Consider the following 18763-nt stretch of genomic DNA (forward strand, 5'->3'; position numbering starts at 1 on the left):
CCACCATTTACATAAACGTTAAAAAAGCAGCTCTCGCAAGGAGAAGCTGCTTCCGTCATTCATTTATGGATTGGTTGACCACATGCCTGCATTTTTGATGAAAATACGCGGGTTTAATTTAAGTTGGTAAACCATGAACTCCGCCATGTCTTCCGGCTGCATGACTTTTTCAGGATTGCCGTCCGTCAGGTTGGTTTCAATCGCCAGGTCTGTTGCGACAGTACTTGGTGTAAGGGCACTGACCCGGATATTGTGTTTTCTTACTTCGAGCATGAGTGATTCTGTTAATCCAAGAACTGCAAATTTGGAGGCACTGTAGGCACTCGTTACCGGTGCTCCTTTTTGTCCTGCAGAGGATGAAATGTTAATGATGTCGCCCGCTTTTCGTTTAATCATTTCCGGCAAGACCGCTCGGGTGACATTGTAGACACCCATAACATTCACGTCTATGATGTTTTTCCACTCTTCTGGCGAAAGCTCGAGAAATCCGCCAAATTTGGCGACCCCGGCATTGTTGATTAATATATCAATTTGATTTAAATCAGAAGTAAGGGTTTCTACCGCTTTTACAACTGCATCATAGTCGGTGACGTCAGCTTCAGCGACGGATACTTTTACTCCATATTCCTTCAGTTCTGCTGCCGTTTTTTCCAGGTTGGCAAGGGTCCTTCCCAGAAGACCGACATGAATGCCTTCTTTCGCAAAAGCGATGGCAGTGGCACGGCCGATCCCCCGGCCAGCTCCGGTAATAAGCGCCGTTTTTCCCTTTAATGTCTGCATAAATATTCCTCCTTTATGTACACGGGAAGGACCGCTAAAAGCAGTCCAATCCCTGTAAATCTTATTGCTACTCCAGATTGGCATGACGGCCGAACATGGTGTCGGTATCAAGCCCTTTTCTTTCCATAAAACGCAGAATCACCGCATCGAAAAACAACAGCAGTGTTTGTTCGAATAAGGATCCCATTGGTTGAATGGTTTTATACTCGTTATCCGATTGGTCCTTTGGAGAGCCTGGCAGTTTCACGCAGGCATCTGCCATTTTTCCCAGCGTTGAGTCAGGGAAAATGGTAACGGCCATTACTTTTCCACCAATGCTTTTGGCTTTTTCCGCCATCGTGATCAAGCTTTTCGTTTCCCCAGAGCCTGAGGCGAAAATGATAAGGTCATTTTCGGTAAAGTTGGGAGTCACCGTTTCACCGATTACATAGGAATCAAGCCCCATATGCATCATCCGCATCACGAAGGATTTTCCCATCAATCCGCTTCGGCCGGCTCCTGCAACAAAGATCTTTTTGGCAAGGAGAATTTCATCCACAAGCTTTTCTGCTTCTTGATCTGAAATTAAGTCCGCAGCTCTGCTTAATTCCTTCACAATTTCCGAATAATAATGTGAAGCTTTCATAGTTAATTCCTTAGTTTTGCTTGATTAATTCTTGGATTTTAGCTGCAGTTTCTTTTTTGTCATCTTGTCCGGTAATACCACCGCCGACAATGACAAGATCAGGCTGTGCTGCCACAACTTCAGATAAGGTTTCAAGTTTGATGCCGCCAGCAACAGCAGTCTTTGCGTTTTTTACCACGCGTTTGATGGCTTTCAAGTCTTCAAACGAATTTTTTCCTGCCGCTTGTAAATCATAACCGGTATGAACACAAATATAATCAACACCAAGATTATCGAGTTCTTTCGCGCGTGTTTCAATGTCTTTAACAGCGATCATATCAACAAGGATTTTTTTGTTTTGTTTTTTGGCTTCTTCCACAGCACCCTGGATGGATGCATCTTCAGCAGCGCCAAGAATCGTAATAATGTCTGCACCTGCTTCGGAAGCTTTCATTACTTCGTATCCTGCAGCATCCATGATCTTCAGGTCAGCCAGAACCTTCAAATTCGGGAATGCTTCTTTCATCGCTTTAACGGCTCCAAGGCCTTCATTAATAACAACCGGAGTACCGATCTCCACGATATCAATGTGATCTTCTACTTCTTTCACCAATTGGATGGCTTCTTCTGTATTGACAAGGTCTATCGCTAGTTGTAATTCCATTGTTAGTTCTCCTCCTGTGATGTCTTATCTAGGTTGATGCTACCTGTAATATTTCCTTAAACGATAATTGTCATTCGAAAAGGATAGTTGTAAGTATACCTCTTATTTACATTTTGTGAAGTACTGACTTTAATATTACATAGTGTCAAAAAGTATACTATGAGTTATACTAGGGGTGGAGGTGATAAAAGATGTCTAGAATGGATGGAAAGATGTTTAACTGCGAAAAAGAATTAACACTGTCCGTCATCGGAGGCAAATGGAAGATGATCATTTTATGGCATTTGGGGAAAGAAGGGACCAAACGTTTTGGTGAACTGAAAGCTTTGATTCCCGGCATAACACAGCGCATGCTCGTCAACCAGCTGCGAGAGTTGGAAGAAGACAAGATTATTCATCGAGAAGTCTATCCCGTTGTTCCACCTAAAGTGGAGTACTCATTAACAAACCAAGGCGAAAGCCTGATGCCGATATTGGATGCCATGTACCAGTGGGGAAAAGATTACATGGTCACCATGGATATGAAACCGCTGGATGACGCAAAATAATCCCGTCTTACCATGGACGGGATTTTTTCTTTCAAAAAACTATTTGTGTTTCATGAATGCAAAGGGTTACAATGAGTATTAATCGAATGCCGTGTGGTGATCAAAATTGAAACTAAGTGAAACAGACCGGAAAATTTTAGAGCTTCTTTCGCAAAATGGACGAATGTCCTATGCGGAAATCGGCAAGGAATTGAACATTTCCCGAGTATCCATCCGGGATCGTGTGCATCAGATGATGGAAGCTGGCATCATTGAAAAGTTCAGTGTTGTCATCAATTCGGAATTGGTCGGAAAAACGGTATCTGCCTTTTTTGAAGTGGACTGTGAACCCGCTTATCTCGTGACAGTCGCAGAGAAACTGGTAAACAATCCAAGTGTGGCAAGCTGCTATCAGATGACAGGTCCAAGTACCTTGCATATGCACGTGCTGGTAGAAGACTTTCCGTCATTGGAAAGCTTCATCAATAATGAACTTTACGGGATAGAAGGAATTACAAGAGTTGAATCCCACATTCTGCTGCGGCGATTTAAAAGCCGGTCGGGATTAAAACTGTAGGCATCTTACATACAAGAGCCGCTCGGGTCACCAGGACCCGGTGGCTTTTTGTCATTTAACGAATAGGCCAGATGCTGTATTTAAGCAAGAATGAACAAAACATGCTGGCACAGATGGGCATCTTTCAGGATGTGGGCAAATTCAAGATCGATCCGGGCATCCTGAACAAACCAGGGCGCTTGACGGACGAAGAATTTGAGATTATGAAAAGTCATCCGCAGTATGCGGTACTTTATTGAAAAGACGACACAATGGAGAGTGCCATTACGAGCAGCGCTAAGAGCAGAAGAAAGAATCTAATTGGGGATATCTATCCTAATGGTTTCAGTTTTATTTTATATTCTAACGGTAAGTGGATGTCTAAAAAGAAGCTGGGCATTCATACGATTGATGAGGCTATCGATTGGGTTAGAAAGATATTCGGCGAATGAGTAGAGATTCAAAAAAACAGTAGATTATCTTACTATTTTAGTAGCAAAAAAACCTTTACTGAATATGTTAGTTATTGAATGATGCGAATGTTGGACAAGCATAGCATTTATTCACTGATTAACTTTTACGGAAAAGGGTTGGTAATATGGGGAACATGAGGAACACAAGGAATTTAAGCCTATTTAACAATTTTAACAACTTGTCATCAGACGAGGTATTTGAAATTGGCGCTAATTGCCTGTTAGTATTAAAAAACCGCTTTTTTGCAGTCGTAGAAATAGAGTCGGAGGTTCCAGGGGTTGATCTAGAAGTGTTTGTGATCATCCGTATAGATGAACAAACCGCTAAGAAACTCCACGATGCAGGATTGGAATTTTGTGAAATCGTGAATAGAATACCGGAAGCAACAGAGGGTGTAAATGTAGAGTTCAAATGTATTTTTATCAATAAAAACCAAGCGTTTGCATTGTTTGATGTAGAAGATGATTTTGACGAGGCAGTATTTGTGAGAATTTCTTTGGATGAGGCTAAGCGTTTAATCCGCAGAGGCGCCATGCAATGTACCGTAATTGATGCTCGAAACAATAATTCTAATTGCTAGATATAAAAAGGTGTATTAAAGGTGCCAGGCATCACTCATTACACAAGTGTGTAATGGGGGTGCCTGGCACCTTATTGTTGTTTTGGTAAACACCATATCTTTTTAATAGCCGCACAGCCGCCACTATGATTGTGAATCTTTGGCAGTCTTACTATTTTTGCTCTGCTTAATTGGTTAACTTACTATTTTAGTAGCAAAAAAACCTTTACGGAATATGCTAGTTATTGAATGATGCAAGAGTGCTGCCATTATTGGACAAGCATTGCATTTATTCACTTAACTTATACGGTAAAGGGTTGGTAAAATGGGGAAAATGAGGAACACGAATAATAGTCTTTTTGGAAATTTGAGCAACATGGCGCCAGAAGAGATTTTTGAGATTGGGGCCAACTGCTTGTTGGTACTGGACAATAAGTTTTTTGCTGTCGTTGAAATTGAATCTGCTGTTATGGATGTGGAGCTCAGTGTGTATGTAATCATTCGAATTGATGAAGCCACTGCACGGAGACTTCATAATGCTGGTCTTGAATTTTGTGAAGTAACACGAAAAGTTCCACACGAGAGAAACGGAATTACGGTAGAGTTTCAATGTGTGTTTATTCAAGGCAACAATGCTTTTGCTTTGTTTGATGTGGAAAATGATTTTGACGAAGCTGTATTCGTTAAGATCTCACTCTCTGAGGCTAAGCGTTTAATACGCCAAGGCGCCATGCAATGTACCGTAATTGATGCTCGAAACACTAATTGCTAGATATGAAATGGTGCTATTAAAGGTGCCAGGCACCACTCATTACACAAGTGTGTAAAGGGGGTGCCTGGCACCTGTTTTTTAGTTATCTCTTTGCCGCGTCTACGCTAAGACCTTCGACTTCAGGGTCGACGGTTTTGATTTTTGCTACGTAGTCGCGAAGGTTCTCCCAGTCAGAGAAGCCAAGGTCGGTTACGAAGGAGGCAGACTACTCGTACGCTATTCACATGGTGAATTTAATGGAGCATTGGTCCAAACCGGCAGGATATCTGCTCGTCCGGATTACCAATCCCTATTTTCAAATCAAGGACAGTGATGGTGATCAAAAAGAATATATGCTGCTGTTTTACCTTGATTCCACGCCGATTACTTCCAACTACCCCGGGAATACGCAGAATCTTATTGAGAGGAGCGGAAACAGTGTTTCGCACTTTTCTTCACTACTTCAAAAAAGAATTTAAAAACTTCCAACCTGGCAGGCTTAATTTGGGGGATTGTGGAATTCTTCTGTATGCAGATTATCACTTTCTGTTAACAGCGAGCGGTGCCTTTCGGATTACGGCAGCACTCCTGCTGCTCTTCCTGTTTTGTTATAGCCAGACTGTACTGTTCTTTTTTCCTGTTTTCGTTCATTACGAGCTGGATTTGTTCGGATACATAAAAACGGCGTTTTTGATTGGGATGATGAACCTCCACACTGTATTTTTCATGGCTGTGGGGCTGGGGGCTCTGGTTTATCTTCAAATCAGTTATCCCGGATTTCTCCCTTTTTTTGGAGCCGTTTCTCCAGCCATACTGATCATGGCAGGAGGCTGCTATGGATTCAATCGTATGAAAAGGCTGCAGTTGAGCAGAACAGCACCAGGACACAGATGATGAATTGAAAAGGAGCGTGTCTTATGAATTACCGTGAATTGGGAAACACCGGAATGAAGGTAAGTGAAGTAAGCTTTGGCACATGGGCGATTGGCGGATCCTGGGGACATACAAATGACGAGGATTCGTTAAAAGCAATGGATTATGCGATTTCAGAAGGTGTGAATTTTTTTGATACGGCCGATGTATATGGAGACGGTCACAGTGAAGAACTGCTGGCAAAGGCAACAAAGGGAAAAAAGGACCAAATTTATATCGCGACGAAGTTTTGCAGGCAGGGGGACATCCAGTCCCCGGAAAACTATTCCTATGAAACGGTTAAGAAGTATTGTGAGGACAGCCTGAGAAGGCTTGGCCGTGAAGCAATCGATCTTTACCAAATTCATTGCCCGGCAACAGAGATTTTAAGGGACGGGCAAGTTTTTGATGTGCTTGACACATTAAAGAAGGAAGGAAAAGTCCGGAATTACGGAGTCAGTGTGGAGACCGTGGAAGAAGGGTTAATCTGTCTGGAGCATCCGAATGTATCCAGTCTTCAGGTGATCTTCAATATGTTCCGTCAAAAGCCGCTCGAAGCATTGTTTCCCCAGGCGGCAAGCAAACTAGTCGGTATTTTGGTAAGGCTTCCGCTTGCCAGCGGACTGCTTACGGGCAAATATCAAAAAGGCCATGTATTTGAGGAGGACGATCACCGGAATTTTAATGAAAACGGCGAAGCATTTAATGTGGGTGAAACCTTTGCAGGACTCGGTTTTAATAAAGGTGTGGAACTGTCTGATCAGCTGAAGTGGATCGCGGATGGCAGACCTTCCATGGCAAGTGCCGCCCTTCGTTGGATTATGGACCAGTCAGAGGTCACCTGTGTGATCCCAGGGTTTAGAAACGAGAGGCAGATCGAACAAAATCTACAGGCGCTTGATACACGCCCGTTTTCTCAAGAAGAACTAGGGCGCATCAGGAGCTTTTATGACTCTGACGTGAAGCAATTTATCAGAGGAGCTTATTAAGGGCGAAAACGAGATGGCTAAAACACTTCCTTTCAGGTGGTGTTTTTTTATTTTAGCCCGTTGAAAAAATATTCAAGAAATTCGCAAAATTATGTAGAAAATATTCAGAATTTATTTTATAATCTAAAACAAAACAATGACGTTTGTAAATTTAATATCTATTTTTAGCTAACAAACGTAATTTCGTTTTAATTTTTATAAACGAATGTTAAAAGGGGGCTTGAAGTTGGCTGGTTAATTGTTCAACGGTTATACAGTTGATAGTGCTGTTGATCGGAATTTCATTGCATTCTTTCATGATCCTTATGCCTCGCTTAATTCAAAACAGACGGTGGGAGAGGCACTTGAAGACCATTGTGCGGTTGAACGTCCGGAACGGCGGGAAATTGAAGAAGGCCATTATATCGCATGCCACGAAAGATAGTACGTTAAGCAGAAAATGATATGAAAAATTCCGAATGAATTCGATAATCAAAAACATATGATGTACATATGTAAATTAATCATTTCATTTTTATTAACAAACGGAATTTAATTGTAAGTTTTTTGACCGAATGTTAGAATAATGAGGATGATTTATATCCTCATGGCAAGAGAGGGGATCACAATGGATCAGCATACGATTGAAAAAACAGAAGAACAATTGCTATTTAATCATCAGCGGTACCCATATGCTTCACAGCGTTCAGCCATGTACAGTAAAAGAGGAATGGTAGCGACGTCCCAGCCTCTTGCAGCACAGGCGGGACTTGATATGCTGAAAAAAGGCGGCAATGCGATTGATGCTGCGATTGCAACAGCTGCCTGTCTGACGGTAGTTGAGCCCACATCCAATGGAATCGGCGGCGATGCCTTCGCATTGGTGTGGACAAAAGGGAAACTCCATGGATTGAATTCCAGTGGACCTGCTCCGCAAGGTATTTCTGCGGATGCCTTGAGAGAAAGGGGCTATGAAAAGATACCAAAGTTTGGCTGGGAGCCTGTCACTGTGCCCGGTGCCCCGGCAGCCTGGGCAGAATTATCCCGGCGTTTTGGCAAGCTGCCTCTCACAGAGGCCCTGAAGCCGGCCATTGCCTATGCAGAAGAAGGCTATCCGGTTTCACCTGTTTTAGGGAATTATTGGAATAAGGCTTATCATGAATATAAGAAGGCGCAAAAACATAATGAATTTCAAAGCTGGTTTGATACCTTTGCGCCAAATGGAAGAGCTCCCGAAATCGGGGAAGTATGGCGCTCACCGGATCATGCCGCTACATTAAGGGAAATTGCGGAAACAGAGGCTGAATCGTTTTACCGTGGCGCGCTTGCTAATCAGATTAGTGCGGTTTCCGAGGCGGAAGGCGGTTTTTTGAGAAAAGAAGATCTGGCCGCTTTTTATCCGGAATGGGTGGAGCCAATCAAAGCGGACTACAAAGGATATGAAGTTTGGGAAATCCCGCCAAACGGGCAGGGCATTGTCGCTTTAATGGCATTAAATCTCTTAAAAGAGTATGATTTCCCTGAGATAGAATCTGCAGAACGTTATCACAAACAGATTGAAGCCATTAAACTTAGCTTTATGGATGCCAAAAAATATGTAACAGATACTACCCATATGAAGGTGACAGCTGATGCTCTTTTGTCCGAGGAATATGCGGAAGAAAGACGACAATTGATCGGGGAGGAAGCCCTTCTTCCTGAACCGGGTACTCCGCCTAAAGGGGGAACCGTTTACCTGGCAGCAGCAGATGAAGAAGGAAATATGGTTTCTTTTATACAAAGTAATTACATGGGCTTTGGCTCAGGGATTGTGGTTCCGGACACAGGAATCAGTCTTCAAAACAGAGGACATGATTTTTCCCTGGACGAAGATCACCACAACTGCCTTTGCCCGGGAAAAAGAACCTATCATACAATTATTCCCGGCTTTCTGACCAAGGATGGAAAACCGGTCGGCCCGTTTGGTGTGATGGGGGGCTACATGCAACCGCAGGGTCATGTCCAGGTGATCATGAACACGATTGATTTCGGCCTCAACCCGCAATCTGCACTTGATGCACCGAGATGGCAATGGATAGAAGGAAAAGAAGTTCTTGTGGAACGCTCGGTGCCGCAGCACATTGCAGAGGAACTGGTTCGAAAAGGCCATGATGTAAAAGTTGCGATGGATGGCGGAGCCTTCGGGCGGGGACAGATTATTTGGAGAAATTCAGAAACTGGGGTCCTCACAGGAGGAACCGAAGGACGAACAGATGGAGCTGTAGCTGCCTGGTAGGAATATGTGTAAGGATTTGATGAAATGACATATCTTAATTTATTTATTGCCTTCTTTCGTTCGGGCATTTTGGGATATGGAGGAGGACCTTCCTCCATACCGCTTGTTCATAAAGAAGTGGTAGGAAACTTTAAATGGATGAATGATGAAGAATTTGGTGATGTGCTGGCACTTGGAAATGCGCTTCCCGGGCCGATCAATACGAAAATGGCCGGCTATATCGGCTACCGTGTTGCCGGTATATTGGGGATGCTGGTTGCCATCCTGTCATCGATTCTGCCCACCATCATTCTTATGATCGTGCTTCTGACTTCATTGGCACAATACAAGGACCAGCCATGGGTACAGGGCATGACCAAGGGTGTGCTTCCTGTTGTTGCTGTGATGATGGGAGTATTGACCTGGAAATTCTTTTCCAGCTCTAAAAAGGGTCTGGGCATTAAACTCAGCCTGATCCATATTGTAGTTGGAGTGATTTTACTTCAGGTGCTCGGGGTTCATCCCGCTTTTCTCATTGGTGCCCTGCTGGCATATGCGCTGTTGAAGCCGGAAAATAAGAAACAAGAGGAACCTGTTGAGGAAGCAAAGAGGGGAGAAGGTATGGGATGATTCTATGGCATATCTTTCTCGCATTCTTTATCCCGGGCATACTGGGATATGGAGGAGGACCTTCCTCCATTCCACTGATCGAAAATGAAGTGGTCGGACGTTATCACTGGATGACGGTGAATCAGTTTACTGAAGTTCTTGCGCTGGGAAATGCGCTTCCCGGACCGATTGCCACCAAGATGTCAGGCTATATCGGCTACATGCAGGGAGGTATTCTCGGTTCAATCGTTGCTACAGTTGCTACGGTAGGCCCGTCATTATTTTTGATGATTGTGTTTCTCGGTGTGATCTACAAATACAAGGATTCACCCCGGGTGAAAAAAATGACCTTGTATGTGAAACCCACCATCGCCGTCCTTCTTGGCATTATGACGTATAACTTTTTTATGGAATCGGTGGATACGTCCGGATGGATACAAACAGCGGCCATTGCCCTGCTAAGTTTTCTGTTAATGGAAAGGCTGAAGGTTTCACCTGTGATCGTCATTGTCGCCGCCATTGGGTACGGAGCCCTTTTTATGGTGTAAATCAAAAAAGAGGACATCCTGCGCGCACGCAGAATATCCTCTTTTTCTTATTATTTAACGGTTCTTGTGCTTCTCAGAATAATGGGTAAGATCGTCCCGGCAAGTACCAGCCCAAAAGCGATTGCCCCCGAAATTAAAAAGGTTTGGGATGCAAGCTGAATCGCTTCATTATAATCATTTTCAACGAGCTGCCTCATCGTATCATACGCCCCGCCACCGGGAACGAGCGGAATGATGCCTGCGACACTGAAAATAATGACCGGCATTCGGTAAATCCTTGCGTAAAGATGACTGATGGCTGCAACGACAAAAGAGGCCAGCGCGGTGGCGAGAACCAGGTCGAATTGATTGTTGCCTGACATCCCTTCAAAAATCAGCCAGCCGATCATGCCGCAGATACCTCCTGGAATTACCGCTTTTCTCGGTACATTAAAAAGAATACCGAAGCCTGCTGAAGCAATGAAACTCGTCCAAATGGCTTCAAAGATGTGCATAGGGTTCCTCCTTACAGCGTTACAATGACAAAGGCAATTCCTGTGCCGATGGCGAAGGCAGTGAGCATGGCCTCTGCACCCAGAGAGATTCCGGAAACCAGATGGCCGGCCATCAGGTCCCGTACGGCATTGGTGATTAAAACACCAGGCACAAGCGGCATGACAGCGCCAATAATGATTTTATCTAGTTGGCTTCCCATCCCGGATGTTATCGCCAGTTTTGCGACTAATCCGATAACAAAGGCAGCAAGCAGTTCAGAGAAAAAACGGACCGAAATATAGCGTTTGATCACGAGAAAAACAACATATCCTGCGCCACCGGCAATCATGGCCGGCATAAAATCACGCCAGTTTCCCTGAAACATGAGGGCGAAGCAGCCACTGACAAGAATAGCGGCCAACGTTTGCACCCATGCTGGATAAGCCTCGGGTGTTTTTTCTATTTTTTTAAGCTCTTTTCTCGCTGTATCCAAGGAAAGAGACTCGCTCGCCACTTTTCTTGAAAGATCATTGACGAGGACGACCACATGCAAATCGGTGGAGCGGTCAACAATCCTGACAATCTTTGTATAATCCATGGTGCGTCCTTTTTCAAAGAGAGAAAGAATGATCGCTGTCGGTGTAACAAAAACTTGAGAGGCTTTCATGCCGTAATTTTGCGCAAGGCGGGTAATGGTATCCTCTACACGGTAGGTTTCTGCACCGTTTTGAAGCATAAGCCTGCCCGCCAAAAGGCAGACTTCCATTACATCTTCAATTTTATTTTGGGTCAATGTAAGTCCCCTTTCAGCAAATTAATTTAATTGATAGCGATCGGTCTTTGTAAACTGGCGCCGGGCAAAGAGAACAGTAAGAGCGAACAAAAAGGCCGCAAACAAAAATTCCACCCGGTTTCCAAGCTGATAGAAAACAGAACCAAAAATTGGACCCGCAGCCATCCCCAGGTACCTGAAAAAGTTATACACACCAATCGCTGTCGCCCGATTTTGGGTAAAGGCTCTGGCCAAGAGCGTCGTCTGGACAGGAAGCGAAAGGCCGAGGCATAGCCCGAACAGGGAGATGCTTACAATCAATACAGGCAAAGATACTGGTGAGAGAATGACGAATAATATGGTTGCCAGGACATTCAACGACGAAGTGATTAACAAAAATGTCCTTGGGTTGCTCTTCTCCTGAAGCCGTCCGCCGGTAAAGCTGCCAAGCACAAGAAAAAGTGACATGGGAAGAAAAACAAGTCCTTTTTGTGCAGCTGACAGCCCATAAAAGGAGGCTAAAAGATTGGGAAGAAAAACAAGGAAATTATAAAACGAATAATATTGAATAAATCCAAGAAGGATGACCGCAAGCCCCGTCCTATCCTTTCAAACGATTGTAAAATCAGAAAAGCTGAATCCTTTTCGTTCCGGACCCTCCGGCTTGGTTTCCGGAAGCAGCTTCACATTGGCAAGAAACATGATGAGTCCTGTGCCAGTCAGCACCCAAAAAACTCCTTGATATCCAGTATACCCTCCAACAAAGCCGCCTACAACGGGGCCTATTACGGGTCCAAGTGTAACGAGAGTCTGAAAGGTTCCCATGGATCGCCCAAGTGATTTACCTTCAAACAAGTCCCCAATAACCGTGGTGGCCACTACCGATCCAGCTGCAATACCCGCTGCCTGAAAGGCACGGAAAAACAACAGAGCCCAGATGGAAGTTGATAGGGCAGCGCCTGCAGAAGCAACAATATAGAGTAAGATGGCCGGCAGCAAAATTTTGCGCCGTCCAAGCTTATCTGTCAGCGGTCCGTATACCATCTGCATCATTGCCAGTACGAACGTAAAAATAGAAATCGTCAGGTTCACAATAAATCCTGACGTCTGAAAATCATGCTGGATTTCAGGCAAAATAGGAGTGTAAATCGTTTGGGTAAACGGTCCGAAAAACGCAGCAAACCCCACACAATAAAGAATGACCTTCTTATTCAATGAACAAATCCGCCTTTCAAGAAAAAAACGTTCTACGCAATCTGCCTCAATCATTACATAGAAACAGCCTTTAACTATTCATTATATGTACTTTTCTTTTTCTCATTTTACACCTTTACGTACCCCTGGCAAAGAATAAATAACCTCTCTTTCGTTCAATCTAAAACATAGAAATACTAGGCTTTAGAGGGCAGGTGAACAAATGAAGAACCATCGAAGCAATAAAAACTCAAAGCCGGTAACCATGAATGCAGTTGAAAACCTGCATGTTATTCAATCTATCCTTCATGGAACAAGTGATTTAAAAACCAGAACCATAACCTATCAGAAATCTTCAGGAGTTATTATCTATCTAGAATCTATTGCGGATACAGAGAAAATACAGCAAAGCGTGATTGAACCCTTAAACAGAGCCATCGATGATAAGGGGACCGTTGAGACGGTCATCACCAATACGGAGCTTTCGTTCATCGAAGAGCTGCATGAGGGAGTTGGAAAGCTTCTGACCGGTTCCTGTCTTTTATCATTTGATGGCATGTGCGGCATGTATGCGGTCAATGTTACCAACCAATTGACAAGGACTCCGGAGGAACCAACCAACGAAAAAGTGGTCCGCGGATCTCATGAAGGATTTGTGGACAGTCTGACTCAAAATCTTGGGTTGATCCGAAAGCGTCTTGAAAATAAAAATTTGGTAGTCAAACAGTATGTCATCGGGCAATCCACCAATACAAAAGTGGCGTTAGTTTATATGGATGATCTCGTGAATAAAGAAGTGCTGTCAGAGATCTTCAGGAGAATCGAATCGATATCGGCCGACATGGGGTTTAGTCCAGGTTATTTGGAAGAGTTTATGGAGGACAAAACATTTTCTCCATTTCCCCAAATGCTTCCCACGGAGCGGCCGGACCGTACCATGGCCCATTTACTCGACGGAAGGGTGGCGGTTTTATCGGAAGGCACTGCAACCGCATTAATTCTGCCGGTAACATTTCTATCCTTTTTTCAGTCCCCGGACGATTTTAACAGCAGGGTACTGTCAGGGTCGTTTTTCCGGTTGCTTAGAATGGTAAGTTTTCTAGTCGCCATGACACTGCCAGCCGTTTATATCGCAATCATCGGATTTCATTTTGAGATCCTTCCGAACGAATTGATTCTTCCAGTGAAAGCCTCATTGGAAGGAATCCCTTTTCCTCCAATCATTGAGGCATTTGTTATGGTGTTTACGATCGAATTGATCCGGGAAGCGGGGGTCAGGCTTCCTACTCCCATCGGCCAGACCATCGGTATTGTGGGCGGTTTGGTGATCGGGGATGCGGTTGTAAGCGCGGGTTTCATTTCCAATGTTATGGTCATTGTCATTGCTTTGACAGCGGTCGCTTCATTTACGGTGCCCACCTATGAGATGGGGGCCTCGATACGGATTTTGACCTTCCCCTTAATGATTGCCGCGTCACTTCTTGGTTTTCTTGGAATTGTGATGGGATTGATGGTGATCCTGCTTCATTTATGCAAATTGGAGTCTATTGGCACGCCGTATTTTGCCCCTTTTGCGCCATTGAATTTAAGTGGATTAAAAGATGCTGTCATCCGTTTTCCGCTTTGGAAAATGAATAATCGGGCCATGGACGCGCTGCCGCAAAAAAGAAGTCAGCGTAATACAAAAGGATGGAAGAACAAATGAAGCTGAAAAGAGAAGACACCATTACTTCTTTTCAATTCATTTTTCTTATTATTCAGGCTCAAGTTGGGGTCGGGATATTGTCCATGCCGTTTAACATTTACACGGCAGCGGGGCATGATAGCTGGATTTCCGTTCTCATAGGCGGGTGCGTCGTACAAGTTCTGCTTATTTTGTTTTGGATTCTGATGAAACGGTTTCCGTCCATGACGCTGTATGAAGTTTTGGATAGCACCACCGGGATCTTCATCGGCGGGGTCATCAAAGGCTTATATATTATTTATTTTATTCTCGTGGGATCGAACATCCTTTCTTTGTTTTCCGAAATAATCAATATATGGATCCTTCCGTTAACTCCACGCTGGCTGTTGATCGTACTTATGGCAGGGATAGGGATTTATGCCGTAAGAGGGCCGGTAAAGTTTTTAGCGAGATTTTATGTTTTTGTCTCCCTTTTGCTTATCGTTTTTGTGCTGCTTGTCATTTATTCATTTTGGGAAGTCGATTACTTAAATATTTTTCCCATTGGAGAAAAAGGGATCATGCCTATTTTAAAAGGAACCGAAAAAGCACTTTTTTCAATGATTGGTTTTGAGATGTATTTAATTGTTGCTCCATATGTTAATTCCAGTCCCATTAAAAAACTGAAAGCAGCCAGTATTTCCAATGTGGTTGTGACAATCTTTTATTCCTTTTTAACGTTGATTTGTATTTTGTTTTTTGGCATCAAGGAATTCATCCTCGTGCCGGAGCCGCTGTTATACATGATCAAATCGTTTTCATTCAAAATATTGGAGCGTATTGATTTGTTGTTTTTATCCGTGTGGATCGTGTCTGTCGCCACCTCTTACATGGCTTATTTGTTCGCTGCTTCAAGGGGGCTGATGTCGTTTTCCAAAAAAAATAAAGAACATTCCCCTTATGTTTTCTATGCAGCCATTCTATCTGTCCTTATTTCACTAATGCCGGAGGGCGTTTACAAAGTGGGGCAGTTTTCGACGTTTGTCACCTATTTGAGCTATATCTTTGTCCTTGGGCTGCCTGTTTTGCTTTTATTGCTTTCATTACTTACTCATCGAAAGGAGAAACAGCAATCATGAATACATTGTTGACAAAAAAGAAATGGTTTCTCCTGGGTCCGCTGTTAGTGGTCATCGTGTTGCTTACCGGATGCTGGGATCAGCGCCTGATCAAAGAATCAAGGCTAATTCTGGCAGTGGGACTGGATCTGGAGCCAAATGGGAAAATCATTGATACGGTGGTTTATCCGGTCGTAAACAAAGGCTCCAACGCGATGTCATTGGTGAAAAGTGTAGTCGTTTCATCCACTGGGGTAACAACAAGGGATGCCCGAATTAATCTGGATAAGAAGGTTTCCCAGATGTTTGATGCGTCCAAAAACAGGGTTTTTTTGATCGGTGAAAAACTGGCTCGAAAAGAAATCTATTCAAGTCTCGATGTCATCTACAGGGATCCCAGAGGGTCGGTAAACGCAATGGTGGCAGTTGTGAAAGGCAAGGCGAAAAAAAGTCTTGAAATTCAGCCTCAGGATTCTACGCTTATGAACATCTATTATCCTGAGCTTCTGCAGAGCACCAGTGCGATCGGTTTATTTGAAATTGAAACGGTACAGTCCATTTGTACTCTGATGTTTGATGAAGGAAACGATTATCTGCTTCCGTACTTGAGGATTAATGAACAGCAGCAGCGTGCGGAAGTAATCGGCACAGCCATGTTTCATAAAAGAAAGATGACCGGAACCTTAACCGGAAAAGAATCGACGTTGCTGCTTCTCATAAATGGAGTGAAACAGGATTATCCCAGGTTCACCTTTAAGATTAATGACCAAAAGGAAATGAAGGAACGAAATTATATTACGGTCCTTGTCAATGATATCGAACGGAAAATGAAAATACACATCACCCCGGACCAGAAAGTAAGGGTAAAACTCGCATTGAAGATGGATGTTAACGTGAACGAGCTGCCCGTGGATCATCTCGATAGTGCCGGGAAAGCAAACGAGCTTAACAAGACACTGACACGGGAGATGACCGCACTCGCTAAAAAAACTCTGGCAAAAACACAAAAGGCTAATTGTGATGAGCTGGGAGTCGGCAAACGAATCCGTTCGTTTCATTACGGAGATTGGAAAAAAATGAATTGGGACAAAGATTATCGAAACATTTCCATTGAACCCGAAATTAAAGTAACCATTGTACAGCATGGGATTATTAACTGAACACAAAAAAAGAAGGACCTAAAGAGTCCTTCTTTTTACTGCCCAAGGATTAGAAAATCCATCCCCAGTTATTACAGCAGCAGTGTCTTCTGCGTCTGCAGCATCTCTTCTTTTTCTTCTTTTTGAAGCAGCAAGAAGAAGAGGAAGAGGAAGATTCACATTTTTTATGCTTTTTCTTTTTGCCGTACCCTTGGTGGCCTCCATCATATGATTGCTTGCCGCCACCTTTTCCACCGTCTAACAATTGGCTGTAGTCAGCAGATTGTTTGTGGTAGTTAACAGAGTAGTTAACGTTTTTGGAGTAGGTTGGCGGAATGTGCGCCTTTTCCACACGATAGAACTTGCTAGAGCTGCTAGAGCTGCTAGAGCTGCTTTCATGCTTTATGTGCTTTCCGTGTTTTGGTTCGTAGCCCATCAGAGCATCCCCCTTGAATTAATTTCCAGAATTGCATTCCGGTTAAGATATCATATGAAGGGCTGCAAAAGGTGGACTAGACCCCTGCTCTATTTTTTTGAAATATTTTTTTGCTTCAAAAATCTTTGATTCGGCGATCTTTAGAGGCTTCTATTCCATTCCGTTACGGTTGCGCAATTCCCGAATCCATTTTTTCAAAAAGGAAATACCAAGCAATAGACTTGCGGCAATGCCTGTAACCGTGACAAACAAAGCGAGATACTCAAAAAAACCAAAAGAAGATATCTTGCTCAATTTGATGGGGCTCTTTAATTCCTCAATCACCATATTCATACCATAGATCCCTGTAATCACTGTATAAATCGTTAGGATGGAAATAAGATAGTTATTTCTTTTAGCTGATTTTTGGTCCTGATATTGATAGAGAGTGGACAAGGTTTGTTTTACATCATCATAAAGCTCTTGGTTTTGCAGGACCTCTTTCAGTTTAATAAAAATATTTCTTCCCTGGCTTTGCGCAGCAAGCTCCAAAAAGAAGAACCGTGCTGAAAAGAGAGTTATTTCTCCAATTAGTTTTTCCGTTTCTTCATTATCTTTTTCAAGGTGCACCTGGGAATAGCGGTTGGATAAACGAAGAAGCACAATTTTATGAAACAGATTCAGCAATAAGCCATAATAAAACTCTCCGTACATCTGATCCAGTTGGTTATCTCTTTCAACCCCTGTGGCGTTGGTCATGCAACTAAAGACATGTTCATCGATCAGATAATAGGTGTTTGGGGCCCACCGGTGATAACCATTTTCTATGCAATAATCGTGGATATAGTCTTTATTGCAGGAACTGATCTCAGGCTGCCCCTCATCATTTAAACCATCAAGCTGCGATCCTCTAAACAGGTCGCTCTCATACAATTTGGCGCCTTTTTCAAATTGAAATAGGACTTGTACATACATTCTTTCATCAATAAAAAAGGGCAATGATTCGTAATGAGATCCATTTACCTGACCGACATCCAGATAACGGGTAAAGTCGGGAAGAAGGACGTTAAAAAGAAAAGTCTCTACTTGCTGGTACATTTCGTTTTCAAACAAAACCACAGCCTTACGGTCATCCCTTGTACGATTCTCAAGGACTCTGAACCGTGCGGCAAATTCAATCGCTTCGGAATACGAGACATCCTTTATGCTGATCCGCAAGGTAATGAACCCCAGCTCATACGGCAGGAGAAACACATCTATGGAATTAATCGTAAAAGGCACTTTGATGAGATTGGATTGGAGTTCAGCGGTGATCCCAGTTGCTTTTGAATACCTTCGAAAGGTTAACCGGTGTTCTTTTTTGGGAAAAAGCACGTCTGAAGTAAAAGGAAGGAAGTAATGCTCCAATTCTTTATGAGAAATTTTATTGTTTCCACCGTAGTAAGCCTTTTCCTGTGTCTTGCTTGTTAAGGAAAAGAATTCATACCCTTTATGTTTTAAGTAATTGATCGCTTCCCCGGCACAATCCTCTTTCATTGAAAAAGGAAAAATAAAATGAAAATAGGAGGATTCCAAAGGGGGATCTTCTTTATTCAGTACCGTTGTCATTCGAATTTTTCACCTCTTCTACATCCTTCCCTTAACGTAAAATGAAGTAACCTCCATTTTTTCATTTATGGTCTGCACTTGTGAACGTTATGAACATAACAATCAATATGCATAAAATCTTTTTATACTAAAAACTCCTGCTATGATAGGAGTGGAAGCGCTATTTTAGCGCTG

The 18763-nt window shown here is 43.2% G+C and carries 24 protein-coding genes; 14 read left to right on the top strand and 10 right to left on the bottom strand.

Translation table 11 applies throughout. From position 1 onward, the window contains the following. Positions 1–63: 63 nt before the first annotated feature. The 3 genes from DMO16_RS21235 to hxlA all read right to left on the bottom strand — a co-directional run bounded on the left by DMO16_RS21235 (position 64) and on the right by hxlA (position 2048). Complete coding sequence (locus DMO16_RS21235) at positions 64–780, bottom strand: 3-ketoacyl-ACP reductase (RefSeq protein ID WP_061972055.1); 717 nt, start codon at positions 778–780, stop codon at positions 64–66. A 67-nt stretch (positions 781–847) separates the two neighbouring features. After that, on the bottom strand, positions 848–1405 hold the full coding sequence (hxlB, locus tag DMO16_RS21240) for a 6-phospho-3-hexuloisomerase (protein ID WP_061972056.1): 558 nt from the start codon (positions 1403–1405) through the stop codon (positions 848–850). Between the two features lie 10 nt (positions 1406–1415). Then, the gene (gene hxlA, locus DMO16_RS21245; RefSeq protein ID WP_061972057.1) at positions 1416–2048 is read right to left on the bottom strand and encodes a 3-hexulose-6-phosphate synthase; all 633 of its coding nucleotides are present in this window, start codon (positions 2046–2048) and stop codon (positions 1416–1418) included. 191 nt (positions 2049–2239) lie between these two features. Between hxlA and DMO16_RS21250 the strand changes: the two genes are divergently transcribed. From DMO16_RS21250 to DMO16_RS21270, 6 genes are all read left to right on the top strand, one after another. Beyond that, on the top strand, positions 2240–2596 hold the full coding sequence (locus DMO16_RS21250) for a winged helix-turn-helix transcriptional regulator (RefSeq protein WP_129479949.1): 357 nt from the start codon (positions 2240–2242) through the stop codon (positions 2594–2596). 106 nt (positions 2597–2702) lie between these two features. Next, complete coding sequence (locus DMO16_RS21255; RefSeq protein ID WP_061972059.1) at positions 2703–3152, top strand: Lrp/AsnC family transcriptional regulator; 450 nt, start codon at positions 2703–2705, stop codon at positions 3150–3152. Between the two features lie 71 nt (positions 3153–3223). Continuing rightward, complete coding sequence (locus DMO16_RS24420; protein ID WP_206738190.1) at positions 3224–3391, top strand: HD-GYP domain-containing protein; 168 nt, start codon at positions 3224–3226, stop codon at positions 3389–3391. Between the two features lie 392 nt (positions 3392–3783). After that, complete coding sequence (locus DMO16_RS21260) at positions 3784–4185, top strand: hypothetical protein (protein WP_082635837.1); 402 nt, start codon at positions 3784–3786, stop codon at positions 4183–4185. A 355-nt stretch (positions 4186–4540) separates the two neighbouring features. After that, complete coding sequence (locus DMO16_RS21265) at positions 4541–4936, top strand: hypothetical protein (RefSeq protein ID WP_129479950.1); 396 nt, start codon at positions 4541–4543, stop codon at positions 4934–4936. 224 nt (positions 4937–5160) lie between these two features. Beyond that, a complete protein-coding gene (locus DMO16_RS21270; RefSeq protein WP_206738147.1) occupies positions 5161–5394 on the top strand; it encodes a hypothetical protein in 234 nt (77 codons plus the stop codon). A gap of 70 nt (positions 5395–5464) precedes the next feature. Here the strand turns inward: DMO16_RS21270 and DMO16_RS24680 are convergent, their stop codons facing one another. Continuing rightward, entirely contained in the window at positions 5465–5803 is a 339-nt protein-coding gene (locus DMO16_RS24680) for a hypothetical protein (protein WP_206738148.1), read from the bottom strand. Between the two features lie 29 nt (positions 5804–5832). Here DMO16_RS24680 and DMO16_RS21280 point away from each other — a divergent pair, with 29 nt between their 5' ends. The 5 genes from DMO16_RS21280 (at position 5833) to DMO16_RS21300 (ending at position 10206) form a co-directional block, all read left to right on the top strand. After that, a complete protein-coding gene (locus DMO16_RS21280) occupies positions 5833–6816 on the top strand; it encodes an aldo/keto reductase (RefSeq protein WP_129479953.1) in 984 nt (327 codons plus the stop codon). Between the two features lie 238 nt (positions 6817–7054). Beyond that, entirely contained in the window at positions 7055–7240 is a 186-nt protein-coding gene (locus DMO16_RS21285; protein ID WP_129479954.1) for a hypothetical protein, read from the top strand. 183 nt (positions 7241–7423) lie between these two features. Beyond that, a complete protein-coding gene (locus DMO16_RS21290; RefSeq protein ID WP_129479955.1) occupies positions 7424–9070 on the top strand; it encodes a gamma-glutamyltransferase family protein in 1647 nt (548 codons plus the stop codon). A gap of 24 nt (positions 9071–9094) precedes the next feature. Beyond that, positions 9095–9679, top strand: a complete 585-nt coding sequence (locus tag DMO16_RS21295) for a chromate transporter (RefSeq protein WP_129479956.1) — start codon at positions 9095–9097, stop codon at positions 9677–9679. After that, positions 9676–10206, top strand: a complete 531-nt coding sequence (locus tag DMO16_RS21300) for a chromate transporter (protein WP_061972067.1) — start codon at positions 9676–9678, stop codon at positions 10204–10206. Before DMO16_RS21295 ends, DMO16_RS21300 begins: the two co-directional genes overlap by 4 nt. 50 nt (positions 10207–10256) lie before the next feature. Here the strand turns inward: DMO16_RS21300 and DMO16_RS21305 are convergent, their stop codons facing one another. From DMO16_RS21305 to DMO16_RS25050, 4 genes are read right to left on the bottom strand one after another with little or no spacing between them, the layout of a single operon-like run. Continuing rightward, on the bottom strand, positions 10257–10700 hold the full coding sequence (locus tag DMO16_RS21305) for a threonine/serine exporter family protein (protein WP_061972068.1): 444 nt from the start codon (positions 10698–10700) through the stop codon (positions 10257–10259). An 11-nt stretch (positions 10701–10711) separates the two neighbouring features. Then, positions 10712–11473, bottom strand: a complete 762-nt coding sequence (locus DMO16_RS21310; protein WP_241840620.1) for a threonine/serine exporter family protein — start codon at positions 11471–11473, stop codon at positions 10712–10714. Positions 11474–11494: 21 nt separating this feature from the next. Further along, positions 11495–12037 carry an MFS transporter gene (locus DMO16_RS25045; protein WP_277873782.1) on the bottom strand — a complete coding sequence of 181 codons (543 nt, stop codon included), beginning with the start codon at positions 12035–12037 and terminating at the stop codon, positions 11495–11497. A 24-nt stretch (positions 12038–12061) separates the two neighbouring features. Next, positions 12062–12667 carry an MFS transporter gene (locus DMO16_RS25050; RefSeq protein ID WP_241840621.1) on the bottom strand — a complete coding sequence of 202 codons (606 nt, stop codon included), beginning with the start codon at positions 12665–12667 and terminating at the stop codon, positions 12062–12064. A 202-nt stretch (positions 12668–12869) separates the two neighbouring features. On the opposite strand from DMO16_RS25050, the gene DMO16_RS21320 reads away from it, so the two are divergent. The 3 genes from DMO16_RS21320 to DMO16_RS21330 are packed head-to-tail and all read left to right on the top strand — an operon-like array spanning position 12870 to position 16587. Continuing rightward, positions 12870–14351, top strand: a complete 1482-nt coding sequence (locus tag DMO16_RS21320; protein WP_241840622.1) for a spore germination protein — start codon at positions 12870–12872, stop codon at positions 14349–14351. Further along, positions 14348–15448 carry a GerAB/ArcD/ProY family transporter gene (locus tag DMO16_RS21325; RefSeq protein ID WP_164988983.1) on the top strand — a complete coding sequence of 367 codons (1101 nt, stop codon included), beginning with the start codon at positions 14348–14350 and terminating at the stop codon, positions 15446–15448. Before DMO16_RS21320 ends, DMO16_RS21325 begins: the two co-directional genes overlap by 4 nt. Next, entirely contained in the window at positions 15445–16587 is a 1143-nt protein-coding gene (locus tag DMO16_RS21330; RefSeq protein ID WP_129479958.1) for a Ger(x)C family spore germination protein, read from the top strand. Before DMO16_RS21325 ends, DMO16_RS21330 begins: the two co-directional genes overlap by 4 nt. 49 nt (positions 16588–16636) lie before the next feature. On the opposite strand, the gene DMO16_RS21335 is transcribed toward DMO16_RS21330, so the two are convergent. Further along, on the bottom strand, positions 16637–17002 hold the full coding sequence (locus tag DMO16_RS21335; RefSeq protein WP_129479959.1) for a hypothetical protein: 366 nt from the start codon (positions 17000–17002) through the stop codon (positions 16637–16639). Between the two features lie 150 nt (positions 17003–17152). Beyond that, a complete protein-coding gene (locus DMO16_RS21340; RefSeq protein ID WP_129479960.1) occupies positions 17153–18589 on the bottom strand; it encodes a hypothetical protein in 1437 nt (478 codons plus the stop codon). Between the last annotated feature and the right edge of the window lie 174 nt (positions 18590–18763).

The organism is Fictibacillus sp. S7, from assembly GCF_004127935.1.
Taxonomy (GTDB): Bacteria; Bacillota; Bacilli; order Bacillales; family Fictibacillaceae; genus Fictibacillus_C; species Fictibacillus_C enclensis.